This window comes from Phenylobacterium conjunctum (assembly GCF_042679085.1).
Classification (GTDB): Bacteria; Pseudomonadota; Alphaproteobacteria; order Caulobacterales; family Caulobacteraceae; genus Phenylobacterium; species Phenylobacterium conjunctum.
Genome location: NZ_JBHTLQ010000002.1, coordinates 49,987 through 62,318, shown reverse-complemented (window position 1 = coordinate 62,318; position 12,332 = coordinate 49,987). Strand labels below are relative to the sequence as shown.

13 protein-coding genes are annotated in these 12,332 nt (G+C 68.3%); 8 read left to right on the top strand and 5 right to left on the bottom strand.

The window, feature by feature from the left end; all coding sequences use genetic code 11:
* Window positions 1–19: 19 nt before the first annotated feature.
* Window positions 20–934 (top strand): MBL fold metallo-hydrolase, encoded by a 915-nt coding sequence (locus ACFQ27_RS01075; RefSeq protein WP_377352062.1) that lies wholly within the window; start codon window positions 20–22, stop codon window positions 932–934.
* Window positions 935–1,373: 439 nt separating this feature from the next.
* On the opposite strand, the gene ACFQ27_RS01070 is transcribed toward ACFQ27_RS01075, so the two are convergent.
* A complete protein-coding gene (locus tag ACFQ27_RS01070) occupies window positions 1,374–1,964 on the bottom strand; it encodes a hypothetical protein (RefSeq protein ID WP_377352061.1) in 591 nt (196 codons plus the stop codon).
* A gap of 173 nt (window positions 1,965–2,137) precedes the next feature.
* Window positions 2,138–3,313 carry an amidohydrolase family protein gene (locus ACFQ27_RS01065; protein ID WP_377352060.1) on the bottom strand — a complete coding sequence of 392 codons (1,176 nt, stop codon included), beginning with the start codon at window positions 3,311–3,313 and terminating at the stop codon, window positions 2,138–2,140.
* 176 nt (window positions 3,314–3,489) lie between these two features.
* Here ACFQ27_RS01065 and ACFQ27_RS01060 point away from each other — a divergent pair, with 176 nt between their 5' ends.
* The 7 genes from ACFQ27_RS01060 to ACFQ27_RS01030 all read left to right on the top strand — a co-directional run bounded on the left by ACFQ27_RS01060 (window position 3,490) and on the right by ACFQ27_RS01030 (window position 10,135).
* Window positions 3,490–4,581: a hypothetical protein gene (locus tag ACFQ27_RS01060; RefSeq protein ID WP_377352059.1), complete on the top strand. Its 1,092-nt coding sequence runs from the start codon at window positions 3,490–3,492 to the stop codon at window positions 4,579–4,581.
* Between the two features lie 187 nt (window positions 4,582–4,768).
* Window positions 4,769–6,133: an aromatic ring-hydroxylating oxygenase subunit alpha gene (locus ACFQ27_RS01055; RefSeq protein WP_374345446.1), complete on the top strand. Its 1,365-nt coding sequence runs from the start codon at window positions 4,769–4,771 to the stop codon at window positions 6,131–6,133.
* Window positions 6,133–6,687 carry an aromatic-ring-hydroxylating dioxygenase subunit beta gene (locus tag ACFQ27_RS01050; protein ID WP_374345447.1) on the top strand — a complete coding sequence of 185 codons (555 nt, stop codon included), beginning with the start codon at window positions 6,133–6,135 and terminating at the stop codon, window positions 6,685–6,687. The genes ACFQ27_RS01055 and ACFQ27_RS01050 overlap by 1 nt, the downstream gene beginning before the upstream one ends.
* Window positions 6,688–7,506, top strand: coding sequence for a 3-(cis-5,6-dihydroxycyclohexa-1,3-dien-1-yl)propanoate dehydrogenase (gene hcaB, locus ACFQ27_RS01045; RefSeq protein ID WP_374345448.1), 819 nt, complete (start codon window positions 6,688–6,690; stop codon window positions 7,504–7,506).
* Window positions 7,506–8,468: a helix-turn-helix domain-containing protein gene (locus ACFQ27_RS01040; RefSeq protein WP_377352058.1), complete on the top strand. Its 963-nt coding sequence runs from the start codon at window positions 7,506–7,508 to the stop codon at window positions 8,466–8,468. The genes hcaB and ACFQ27_RS01040 overlap by 1 nt, the downstream gene beginning before the upstream one ends.
* The gene (locus ACFQ27_RS01035) at window positions 8,465–9,334 is read left to right on the top strand and encodes a VOC family protein (protein WP_377352057.1); all 870 of its coding nucleotides are present in this window, start codon (window positions 8,465–8,467) and stop codon (window positions 9,332–9,334) included. The genes ACFQ27_RS01040 and ACFQ27_RS01035 overlap by 4 nt, the downstream gene beginning before the upstream one ends.
* A 27-nt stretch (window positions 9,335–9,361) precedes the next feature.
* On the top strand, window positions 9,362–10,135 hold the full coding sequence (locus ACFQ27_RS01030; RefSeq protein ID WP_374345452.1) for an SDR family oxidoreductase: 774 nt from the start codon (window positions 9,362–9,364) through the stop codon (window positions 10,133–10,135).
* On the opposite strand, the gene ACFQ27_RS01025 is transcribed toward ACFQ27_RS01030, so the two are convergent.
* The 3 genes from ACFQ27_RS01025 to ACFQ27_RS01015 all read right to left on the bottom strand — a co-directional run bounded on the left by ACFQ27_RS01025 (window position 10,132) and on the right by ACFQ27_RS01015 (window position 12,301).
* Entirely contained in the window at window positions 10,132–10,524 is a 393-nt protein-coding gene (locus ACFQ27_RS01025) for a VOC family protein (RefSeq protein WP_374345454.1), read from the bottom strand. The two genes, ACFQ27_RS01030 and ACFQ27_RS01025, sit on opposite strands and share 4 nt — an antisense overlap.
* Before the next feature lie 78 nt (window positions 10,525–10,602).
* Window positions 10,603–11,058, bottom strand: coding sequence for a MaoC family dehydratase (locus tag ACFQ27_RS01020; RefSeq protein ID WP_377352056.1), 456 nt, complete (start codon window positions 11,056–11,058; stop codon window positions 10,603–10,605).
* A gap of 46 nt (window positions 11,059–11,104) precedes the next feature.
* Entirely contained in the window at window positions 11,105–12,301 is a 1,197-nt protein-coding gene (locus tag ACFQ27_RS01015) for an acyl-CoA dehydrogenase family protein (protein ID WP_377352055.1), read from the bottom strand.
* Between the last annotated feature and the right edge of the window lie 31 nt (window positions 12,302–12,332).

Sequence of the window (12,332 nt, the reverse complement as noted above, 5' to 3'; positions counted from 1 at the left end):
CAAGTCTAGGAGCTATCCGATGCCTCATGCCGATCCCGCCCTGACGCGCGCCATCGCGGTGACGCAAGGGACCAAGCCGGCGGTTGCGGCCTTCTTCGACGAAGCCACCTTCACGGTGTCCTACGTGGTCCGCGATCCAGGCTCGTCCGCCTGCGCGATCATCGATAGCGTGCTCGATTATGACCCTGCCGCGGGCCGCACGTCCCACGCCTCTGCCGACCGTATTCTGGACTACGTCCGGCGAGAGGGCCTGGAGGTGGTGTGGCAACTTGAGACCCACGCCCACGCCGACCACCTGTCGGCCGCGCAGTATCTGCGCGCGGCGCTGGGCGGCCAGGTCGCCATCGGGGCCGACATCACCCGCATCCAGGAGACCTTCGGCGCCCTGTTCAACGCTGACGACACCTTCGCCCGCGACGGGAGCCAGTTCGATCACCTGTTTGGGGATGGCGAGGCCTTCCGCATCGGCGGCTTAGAGGCGATCGCACTCCATACGCCGGGCCATACGCCGGCCTGCATGACCTATGTGATCGGCGATGCGGTCTTTGTCGGCGACACCCTGTTCATGCCGGACTACGGCACCGCCCGCTGCGACTTTCCGGGCGGCGATGCGGCTCAGCTCTACCAATCCGTACAGCGTATCCTGTCCCTGCCGGACGAGGCCCGCGTGTTCCTTTGCCACGACTACAAGGCGCCGGGCCGCGACACCTATGCCTGGGAGACCAGCATCGCGGCGCAGAAGGCCGGCAACGTCCACGTCCATGCCGGTGTGAGCCAGGCCGCATTCGTGACCCTGCGCCAAGGCCGCGACCAGCAGCTCGCGCCGCCGCGCCTGATCTTGCCGTCCATCCAAGTCAATATTCGCGCCGGACACCTGCCGGAGCCGGAGGGGAACGGGCGGCGATATCTGAAGATCCCGTTGGATACGATTTGAGGCGTAGAAGCCTCGCGGCGCTGAAGCACCTTGAAGCCTGGTCGGGCCTCGGCAAGGACGTCGAAGCGCACCGATACGCATCCGACCTCGGCCCTAGCAATTGTATAGTCCTGGTTGGGGACGGAGCTGATAAGTTAACTCAAGCCGGGCGCAGGCCGCCCTGCCCGAGCCCGCGTTGCACAGCTTGCTCCACGCTCAAGACCGTCGGCTCAAGGACGGTGAGCCGCCCGAGCTTTAGCTGAACCGATCGGACCACGCATGGGGGGCCATGGGAGTTTGTTGGAGACGAACTATAGCGCGACTGCAACCACCGCCACTTAGTCGGCAGACCTTTGAGCCGGCCCGGAACGACCCAACCTACCCCCCTTCGATACTTCCGGCGTTTCTCGTTTGAGATGGGTCTCAAACCCGCTTCGTGGGCGCTCGACTCAGCTCCGCCTCACCCCCGCCCCAACAACCGCGCCAGGAAGCCTCGCTTCCGCGTCCCGCCAGCGCTCGCCACCGGCGGCGGACCGGCCCCTTCCGAAAGCGGCTGATCGACCAGCTTCATCAGATCCTTCCGGACCACCTTCAGGCCTGTCACCTCGACATCGCGGTCGAAGGTGTTGGGATTGAAGCCGCAGAGGCTCGCCGCAAGATCGATGGGCGCATCGAACACGTAGTCGGCGCCGCCGTTGTTCTGCAGTTCCTCCAGCAGGCCCTTGTGGATGCCCTCCAGCGCCGGGGGTGGATCTCCCCAGACGTCCAGATGCTCAAGCCCGTAGGTGCAGTGGTGCTGGGCGGACCAGACCAGAACGCCGTCAGAAGCGCCGAAGGCGCCGCTGAACATCACGTGTTCTTCCAGATAGGCCCCGACCGCGTCCCCGCCCCGGGACACCGCGACCACCCGCTCGCGGCTCGCGAACCTGTTGTCCTCCGAGACGACAAACCACCAGCCGTCCAGCTCAAACGCAGCGAACCGCGCCGGCGCAGGCACGGGACATAGCTGCTCGGGCTCGCCAGACGCCGCGAGACCAAGGGCGTCCAGCATTTCCGTCAGATCCAGACACCGCGACGCAACCCACGAGATCGATAGTCCCACAGCAGCCCCCCACATCCTGTGCGGGACATACTCTTCTAAAGCTCGCAAAAGGCGTCAAGAACAAACGTGGAACTAGGCTTTTCCGCTCTCTCGGAGACCACTCGCCGCAATCAGCCGCCCGCTCAAACCGCCGCCGGCACGATGCGCAGGAAGTTCTCCGTGTAGAACTTCGCCTTCACCGCCTCGTCCTGCCCCTCAAGATGCCGCTCGAACTTGCCGATCGGATCGCGGCCGCCCTCGATATGCGGGTAGTCGCTGGAGAACAGGTAGAGATCCGGGCTGGACTGCTGGAGCATCATGCCCAGGTCCTCGAGCGGGAACGGCGTGAACGCCATCTGCTCGATGATCTGCTGCGAGGGGCTGCGCTTCTGAACCTGGAGGTTCGCGTCGTTGCGGCCCCAGGTGCGCGCGACCCAGTCCAGGCGGCGCAGCATTTCGGGCGCCCAGCCGGCGCCGAGCTCAATCGCCGCGCCCCTCAGGTTCGGGTGACGGTCCAGCACGCCGTCGAGCACGAGCATGCTAATGAAGGCTTCCGGCACCTGATGCTGCAGGGCCGCGTCCTTGGTCCGCACGTTCTCGCCGCCGCCCAGCCAGTCCTTCACCGGCGCCCGGCCGTTGTTCTCCCAGGCCTTCGACTGCTGCAGGGGCGCGCCCCCGACGTGCATCACAAACGGAACCCGGGCCTCGGCCAAGCGCGCCCAGAAGGGCTCGAAATCGACGTGGCCGGGCGAGCGGCCCAGCGGCGCGCGGTGCGGCACCCAGACGGCGCCGAGCCCCTGGGCCAGCACCCAGTCGAGCTCCGCCAGCGCCAGCTCCGGCTCATCCAGCGGGATCGCGGCGACGCCGATCATCCGACTGTCGGCCTTGCAGAAGTCAGCCATGTGCCGGTTGTGCGCGCGGGTCGCGCCATAGCGCAGCCGCGGCTCCAGCTTGGAGCTGGGGGAGAAGGGCATCCGCAGGCTGTGGGTGGCGAACACCAGCTGCTTGGTGAACCCCAACAGGTCGAGCGCCTTGGACCGATCCTCGCTGTCGAAGGCGCCCAGCGCCTGGATTTCCTTGGACTTGGCGATCAGCTCGTCGCCCATCGCGATCTGCTCGGCGCGGTGGGCGTCGCTGTGGCGGCTGCCCTGGCCCACGATCACCGCGACCTCCTCGTCGGTCACGATCGAGGCCGAGTAGCTGACTTCCGGAATCTCGTCCCTCAGCGCCGGGTCCGCGTACTTCTTCAGGAAGTCGGGAAGCTCCATGATGTGGCTGTCGGCGTCATAAAAGGCGCGCGTCGCGGGCGCGTAGGTCATGGTGTCCTCCCTTGGGCCCGCGGCTATCCTGCGCGTGGCGTCGGACGGCAGCTTAGGCGGCTTGCACGCCGTCGGCCAGTCACGGACGCGGCCCTGGAACCCGCAACGGGCCCCGCCCGCCTCGACAGGGCGGAACCAGTCACCTAGCTTCCGCGGAAGTTTGGGGGGATCTCAGAATGTCGCGCGCCAAGGTTTTGGGCGGATCGCTCGCAATGCCCGTGCTGATCCTGTTGGCCGCGCTCTCAGTTTCACCCCGCGCCTGGGCCGAACTGCGCCTGCCGCCCATGACCCCAATCCAGGCGACCCGGACGGTCTGCGCCATAGATCCGCGCCTTGTGTCACGCTTGCAGTCGGCGGGCGTGCGCACCAACGCGATCTATCTCCGCGAATATGTGGCGGCGGCTCTGAAGGCGTCCTTCAACGCGCGCGGCTGCGGCGTCCTGTTCGAGGGGACCACCCAGGTTCCCGACCGTGACCTGACGGACGATGTCGTCAAGCGCATGGTGGCGATGAACGTCCAGGAATTCGGCATGCCGTTGGACGCCCCGGAGATCAGGTTCGCCGCGAACCGCGGCCTGTGCCGGCTCGACTATCAGCGCCTCGGACAGCTCGGCAAGGCTCAGTCCGATCTGCAGGCCGCCATGACGCCCGCCCTGTCGAAGGTGGGATGCGTCAGCGCGATCCCTCAGCAAACCCTCGTGACCGGCTTTGTGGGGCCGGATGTGCCGGATGCGACCGAGGCCGTGATCGCGGCCCTGCAACCGGCCGCGGCGTCCAAACCTGCTGCGCAGGGCTCTGACCCGCTGGCCGAGGCGAAGCGCACCGTGTGTCAGCTGAGCATGGAAGACGCCGACAACGCCATCTACCGCATGAAGCCTGCCTTGACCCAGGCGCCGGCCTACGACGCGATGCTGAAGTCTGCGGTCATCGAGACCTTCAACGCCCGCAACTGTGGCGTCGCCACGTTCGGGATGAGGGGCGTTCCGGATATCACGGCCGAGGTGGCGGGCCGGGCGGTCCAGATGGACATGAAGGCTCCGCCGCCGAAAAGGCCGGCCGTGAAGTTCGCCGCCAATCACGGCTTGTGCATCCTCGATCTGGCGCGTTTTCAGGGGCTTCCGCAGGACCAGCAGAAGAAGGCGCTGGACACGGTCCGGGCCAAGCGCGGGTGCGCCATGTTCCTGCCAGCCCATGCCCTGTACCCCGGGCTGGTCGGCCCTGATATCCCGGATATCACAGGCGATCTCGTCGCCAGCGCAAGCAGGTAGCCGTCTAGGCGGGGCGCCTCGCCCTTCACCTGGAAGCGGCCCTGCCCGGTCTCAACCCGAGGATCAGGCCGTCCCCGGCGGACGGATTATCAATTCTCGCGGACGATCGGGGCTCATCCCCCGCCCGGAGCTGAGCTAGCCTCCTTGCGATCGGAAGCGCCAAGACTTCCAGGAACGGGAGGCCGCCATGGCGGATGGAACGCAACACGCTGCGGCGTGGGACAGGGCGACGCTGACGGCCCTGTTCGACCCGGAAACCGGCTGGCTGGATCGCCGGGTCCTGTCAGACGAGAGCCTCTACCAGCTTGAACTGGAACGCATTTTCGCCCGCGGCTGGAACTTCATGTGCCACGAGAGCCAGCTGAAGGCGCCCGGCGACTACCTGATCAGCTACATCGGCGAGGACCAGGTCATCGTGGTGCGCGGCGCCGACGGCGAGATCCGCGCGCTGCTGAACACATGCCGTCATCGCGGCAACGCCCTGTGCCGGGCCGAGCAGGGTCGGGCCAAGTCATTTGTGTGCAGCTATCACGGCTGGAACTACGCCCTGGACGGCGAGCTGATCGGCGTGCCGGGCCAGAGCACCTTCTATCACGGCGAACTCGACAAGAGCCGTCTGAGCCTGGCCAAGGCGCGGATTGAAAGCCATCTGGGCTTCTATTTCGCCACCTTGGCGGAGGACGCGCCGTCCCTGCACGACTATCTGGGGGTCACCGGGCGCGCCGGGCTGGGGATGATCTGCGCCCATGGCGAGATCGAGGTCGCCGAGGGGGTCCAGAAGAACATCATCGACTGCAACTGGAAGATCGCCGTCGACAACCTCTTCGACTGGTACCACGTGCCCTACAGCCACGCCTCGGCCAATACGGCCGGCTTCCTGGACATCGCCCGCATCCAGTTTCCGAAGGACCAGATGGTGATGCTGGGCGAGTACGGGCACGCCATCGGCGGCCCGGGCATCCCCCGCGCCGCCCAGGACCAGATCAACGCCCTGACCGACGCGCAGCGGATGGAGCTGTCCCACGCCCAGGCCGACATGGCTCCGCGCATCCGCCCCAGGGCGGCGACGGACCTGATGGGTCCCGAGGGCGTCCGCAGCGAGGGCCACCCCAACATCTTCCCGAACCTTTGGGTCACCATCAGCGGAACCCAGATGTGCCTGCGGCTGCCGCGCGGCCCGTCGCACACCGAGCTGTGGTGGTACACCCTGGTTCCCAAGGCCGCGCCGCCGGAGGCCAAGCGCGAGATCATCCGGCGCATGAACCACGTGTTCGGTCCCGCCGGCCTCCTGGAACAGGACGACGGCGAGAACTGGAGCCAGAGCACCCGCTCGTCCCGCGGCGTCGCCAGTCGCACCCTTGGTCACAATCTGCAGATGGGCCTGGGCCACGACGAGGCCAAGGTGGGCGCTGGAGGGGAACACTACATCGAAGGCCTGATCAGCGAGCACGGCCAGCGCTGGCTCTACCGCGCCTGGACCGAATGGATGAGCGCGCGCGACTGGGCTGAGCTGAAGGCCAACCATTCGGCGCCGCCGACGGGGAGGGTCTGATGGGCGTCCTGGATCACGCCGCCGCCGGCTGGGCGCAAACGCCGCTCTCCGAACGGGCCCTGCTGCAATACGAGGTGGAGCAATTTCTGTACGCCGAGGCGGCCTTGCTCGATGCGCGCCGCTACCGCGACTGGCTGGCCTTGATGGCTGAGGATGTCACCTACTGGATGCCGGTGCGCCGCACGGTGACGTCGGCCGATCTCGACCGCGAATTCACCAAGCCCGGCGAGGTCGCCTATTTCGACGACGACTGGGCCTATCTGGAAATGCGGGTGAAGAAGCTGGAGGCGGGCTCGGCCTGGTCGGAGGACCCGCCCTCGCGGTCGCGGCACTTCGTCAGCAATGTGCGGATCCTGGAGGTGGCCGGGGACGAGATCACGCTCGAGGCCTCCTTCCACGTCCATCGCACCCGGCTCGAGCGGGACCAGGACAGCTGGATCGGCCGGCGTGAGGACGTGTTGCGCCGGGTCGGCGACAGCTTCCGCCTGGTGCGACGCCATCTGTTCCTGGACCACACGGTGATTCAGTCCACCAATCTGAGCACGATCTTCTAGATGGGCGCGTTGCAGGGCCAGGTCATCCTGATCACCGGCGGCGCCTCGGGCCTGGGCCGGGCGATCGTCGTGCGCTGCCTTGAGGAAGGGGCCTCCGTCGCCGTCCTGGACCGCACGCCCGAGCGGCTGGGTGACCTGGGCGACCGGATCGAGGCCATCGGCGGCGACGTCCGCGCCATCGGCGACAACCAGCGGGCCGTCGACGCCTGCCTGGCGCGGTTCGGCAAGCTGGACTGCGCCATCGGCAACGCCGGCATCTGGGACTATTCCACCGCCCTGGACGCCCTGCCGCCGGAGCGGATCGACGCGGCCTTTGACGAGCTCTTCCACATCAACGTGAAGGGCTATCTGAACCTCGCCAAGGCCGCCCTGCCGGCCCTGGTGCGCTCGTCCGGCGCCTTGGTGTTCACGGTCTCCAACGCCGGGTTCGATCCTGGCGGCGGGGGGCCGCTCTACACCGCCTCCAAGCACGCCGTCGTCGGTCTGATCCGCCAGCTCGCCTATGAGTTCGCCCCCGCCGTGCGGGTCAACGGGGTGGCGCCTGGTCCTATCGACACCGACCTGCGCGGACCCGCGGCCCTGGGGCTCGCCGACACCTCGATCAACAGCATTGACCTGCCAGGAACAGCGGGCGCGGCCATGCCCATCGGCTTTGTGCCGGCCGCCGCGGACTATGCCGGCGGCTATGTGTTCCTCGCCTCGCGCCGCGACAGTCGGCCGGCCACCGGCGGGGTTCTGAAGCTGGATGCGGGGATCGCCGTGCGTGGCATCGGCCGGCCCGGCGCGGGCGGCGGTCTGGCCGAGAAGTACAGGGCCTGATGAGCGCCGCCCTCACCTCCGATGTCGGCCGAAATGACGTGCGCATGGACGGCGTCTATTTCGTCCGCGCCGCCGCCCAGGCCGGCGAGGTGAAGGCCCTGGCCGCCGGCGCTCTATCCTACTGCGTCATGGTGCGGCGCGGGCGCCTGCGCCTCGAGACCGACTTCCCCGTGAACCGCGCCTTCGAGCTGGGGCCCGGCGATGCGGTGGCGATGAGCGGCTTCGCCCCCCACACCTTCCGCACCCCAGGCGCGGCGGCCGACCAGCCGGTGAGCGGCTTCGAGCTGCGCGCCGTGTCCGACGCCGATCCCGGCTGCGAGGTCGATCTCTTCCTGGGGGTCGCCCCCAGTGAGTTCCTGGCCCTCGGGTCCCTGGTCTGGGGTCCGACTTTCGTCAGCGCCGCTGAGCAGCCGGACCTCTCGCGGCGCCTTTGGCGGACTGTGGAGATGCTGGAGGACGAGTACGCCGACGAGGCCCAGATTGACCGCAGCCTGGTGATCCGCCGGCTGGCGGAGACCATGGCCATCAACTTCAGCCGCAGCGCCTTCGCCGACCGCCGCACCCCGGATGAACCTCTGGCGGAGCCGCCGCACCCACGGCTGATCCGGGCGATCAACGCCTTCCTGCAGACGCCGCACCAGCCCTGGAGCCTGGCGGATATCGCCAAGGCCGCCGGGATGTCCCGCACCCGCTTCGCCGAGGAATTCAAGCTGGTGACCGGCGAAACGCCCGCCCGCGTCTTCTCGCGCCTGCGCCTGACCGCCATCGCCCGGCGCATGGCCTCGAGCGGCCTCAGCGTTGAGGCGGCGGCCGAGGAGGCCGGCTACAGTTCGGCCGCCGCCTTCGTGCGCGCCTTCCAGCGCGAGTTCGGCGAGACCCCGGCCCGCTGGCGCCGGGCCCGCGAAGGCCGCGACGCCGGCCAATCCCCCGTCACCGCACACCAACAAGGGCAGGTCCCATGACCATCGGCTCGCTCGGCTACCTGGGACTTCGGGTCAAGGACCCGGCCGCGTTCCACAACTTTCTCACCGGCGTGCTCGGCCTGATGCCGGGCGAGGCGGCGGGGCGCTACCGCCTGGACGACCTGGACTGGCGCATCGCTGTGGAGACCGGCGACGCTGACGACCTGGCCTATGTCGGCTTCGAGGTCGCCGGGCCGGCGGAGTTGGAGGCTGTTCGCGCGCGGCTGCTTGAGGGCGGCGTGACCATCGACGCCGCCGACCCCGCCCTTCTGGCCGCGCGCGGTGTGCTGGGCCTTGTCGCGTGCCGCGATCCCGACGGCCTGGGGGTCGAGATCTTCTACGGTCCGACCTGTCGCACCGAGACGCCCTTCGTCTCCCCGGCGGGCGTCCCGGCCTTTGTCACCGGCGACCAGGGCCTGGGCCATATCGTGCTCTCCACCAAGGACATGGCGGCCACCCGGCGCTTTTACCAGGACCTGCTGGGCTTTCGGCTGTCCGACATCATCCGCCTGAGGGCAGGCCCGGACTTCGCCTTCGACATGGAATTCTTCCACTGCAATGCGCGCCACCATACCCTGGCGCTGATGCCGGTCCCGCTGCCCAAGCGGTTGCACCACCTGATGGTCCAGGTTCCGACCCTGGATGCGGTCGGCTTCGCTCTGGAGCGAGCCACCGCGGCCGGCGTCCCCATCACCGCCAGCCTCGGCCGACACACCAACGACCAGATGGTGTCCTTCTATTCGCAGACCCCGGCGGGGTTCGAAGTCGAGTTCGGCCAGGGCGCCATCGAGGTGGACGAGGCCACCTGGCGGGTCGCCCGCCACGACAAAACCTCCAGCTGGGGCCACAAGCGCCCCGCGCACTGACGACGAACGGGATCAGGAGAGACGCATATGGACCTGGGCATCAGGGGCCGTAAGGCCATCGTCTGCGGCGGCAGCGCCGGACTTGGCCGCGCCACGGCGGTCGCGCTGGCGCGGGAGGGCGTGAGCGTCGTGATCGCGGCCCGCGATCCAGAGCGGCTGGCCAAGGCCGCCTCCGACATCGCGGCCGAGACCGGCGCGGAGGTGCGCGGCGTCGTCGCCGACGTGACCACCGAGGCTGGCCGGGCCGCGGTCCTGGACGCCTGCCCCGCGCCGGACATCCTGATCAACAACGCCGGCGGCCCGCCGCCCGGTGACTTCCGCAGTTGGACCCGCGACGACTGGCTGAAGGCCATAGACGGCAACATGCTGTCGGCGATCTTCCTGATCCAGGCCACCATCGACGGGATGATCGACCGCCGGTTCGGCCGGGTGGTCAACATCACCAGCCACATGGTCAAGGCCCCCGCCCACATCCTGGGCCTGTCAAACGGCGCCCGCGCGGGCCTGACCGGCTTCGTCGGCGGCCTGTCGCGGGAGGTGGCCCGCCACAACGTGACCCTGAACAGCGTCCTGCCCGGTCAGTTCGACACCGACCGACTGAAGTCCAACCACGCCCGCTTCGCCCAGGGCGGCGATGTCGAAGCCTTCCGGGACCGCGCTAAGAGCCAAATCCCCGCGCGCCGGTTCGGCGAACCCCAGGAGTTCGGCGACATGGCCGCCTTCCTCTGCGGGGCCAACGCCGGGTTCATCACCGGCCAGAACATCCTGCTCGATGGCGGCCAGTTTCCGGGGCTGCTCTAGGCCGCAGGCGCCTGCAGCAGCTCGACCACATAGCCGTCGAGGTCCTTGCACAGGCCGACCACAGCGCCGCCCAGGCTGGCCTGGGGCGCGGGCTCAAGCTGGGTCGTGCCGCCGGCGGCGCGGATGGCGGCGGCACGGGCGGTGGGATCGGTGACGTAGAAGACCAGCTTCACGGGGACGTCGCGATAGTTGCGGGCCGAGCCGTCGGTCCAATGCATCAGCACCACCGCCGTGCGTCCCTCATGGCTGAGCACGATCTCGTCCATATAGGGCAGCTTGAAGGTCTGGACCCGTTTCATGCCCAGGGCGGTCTCGTAGAACACCGCCGAGGCTTCAAGGTCAGACACGCCGATCCCGACAGCGCCAAGGAAATCAGGTGAACGCGGCATGGTCTTCCTCCGGTTTGGGCCGGCGGACTATACCCAACCTTCGAAAATGCGACAGCCCTCTTGGACGTCTCTGACCGCTCAGGCGGACTTGGCGGGACGGCGGCGGCGGGGGACGCGGACGGTGGCCTCGCCGTCCATCACCAGGTGCTCGCCGCAAAAGACGTCGCAGCGCAGGACGACCCGGGCGGCGGTCTCGTCGATGGCGACGACGGTCACCTGGGCCAGGACCTCGTCACCGATCCGCACCGGCCGATGGAAGTTCAGGGTCTGGCCCAGATAGATGGCGCCGGCCCCCGGCAGGATGGTGCCGACCACCGCAGAGCCGAACGAGGCCGACAACAGGCCGTGCGCGATCCGACCCCGATAGGCCGTCTTGGCCGCGAAGGCCTCGTCCACATGCACAGGGTTGAAGTCGTCGGAGGCCTCCGCAAAGGCCTGGATCCGCGCCTCCGTCACGGTGACGCGCTTCTCCGCCGTCATGCCGACGACGAGCTCTTCCAGGATGTAACCGCCGGACGGATGCGACTCGATCATGGGTTGGCAGTAGTCCGCGAACCGACGGCCCGCAACAGCCGTGCGGCTACAGCCCCAGCTGGCGGGCGATGATGGTCTTCTGGATCTCCGTCGCCCCGCCATAGATGGTCTGGGCGCGGGTGAAGAAGTAGGTCGCCGTCTCCGGCGCCGCGAAGGCCGGGATATCCTCCAGCCCCGCGCGCCAGTCCGCGTCGTGACGATCCGCGAAGAAGGGCTGGGCGTAGGGGCCGGCCAGCTCCAGGCCGCGCTCGGTCACCTGCTGGGCCGTCTCTGTCGCGGCGATCTTGATGATCGAGGCCTCGTCGCCGGGCGCCTCGCCGTTGGACAGCGGAGCCAGCGCCCTGAGCGTCGTCATCTCCAGGCACAGGATGTCGATCTCGGTCTCGGCGATGCGACGGCGCAGGGCCGAGCCGGCCTCCGTCAGCTCATCGCCCCAGGGCGCCTCGGCTGAGGCGCGCCGCACGGCTTCCAGCTGGCGACGCTTACCGGCGATGTGGGCGTAGGAGGTGCGCTCATGGGCCAACAGGTGGCGGGCATAGGTCCAGCCCAGGCCCTCGTCGCCGATGCGGTTCTCCACCGGCACGCGGACATTCGTGAAGGTCACCGTGTTCAGGTGATGGCCGCCGTCGATGGTGATGATCGGCTTCACCTCGATGCCCGGCGTCTTCATGTCCATGCACAGGAAGGTGATGCCCTGCTGCTTGCGGCCCTCGTCCGAGGTGCGCACCAGGCAGAAGATCCAGTCGGCATAGTGCCCGTCGCTGGTCCAGGTCTTCACCCCGTCGACGATGTAATGATCGCCGTCACGCACGGCGCGGGTGCGCAAGGACGCCAGGTCCGAGCCGGCTTCAGGCTCCGAATAGCCCTGGGCCCAGAACGTCCGGGAACTGAGGATATCGTCCAGCCAGCGATCCTTCTGGGCCTGGGTCCCGAAGGTGTAGATCACCGGCGCCACATAGAGCAGGCCCATGGGCGAGACGCTGGGGGCGCCGGCCCGCTCCAGCTCCTCGTCGAAGATGAAGCGCTCGGACACCGTCCAACCCGTCCCGCCGTAGGCCTCAGGCCAGCCCGGCGCGATCCAGCCCTTGGCCGCCAGGGCGCGCTGCGAGGCCAGAAGGTCGGCCTTGGTCAGGGTCTGGCCATTGGCGAGCTTGGCCAGGATGTCCTGCGGGTACTCAGTGGCGAAGTACGCGCGCACCATGGCGCGGAAAGCCTCGTCCTGCGCGGTGGCTTCAAGGTTCATCCCGGCGTCCTCCCGTTATGGGAGCAGGATG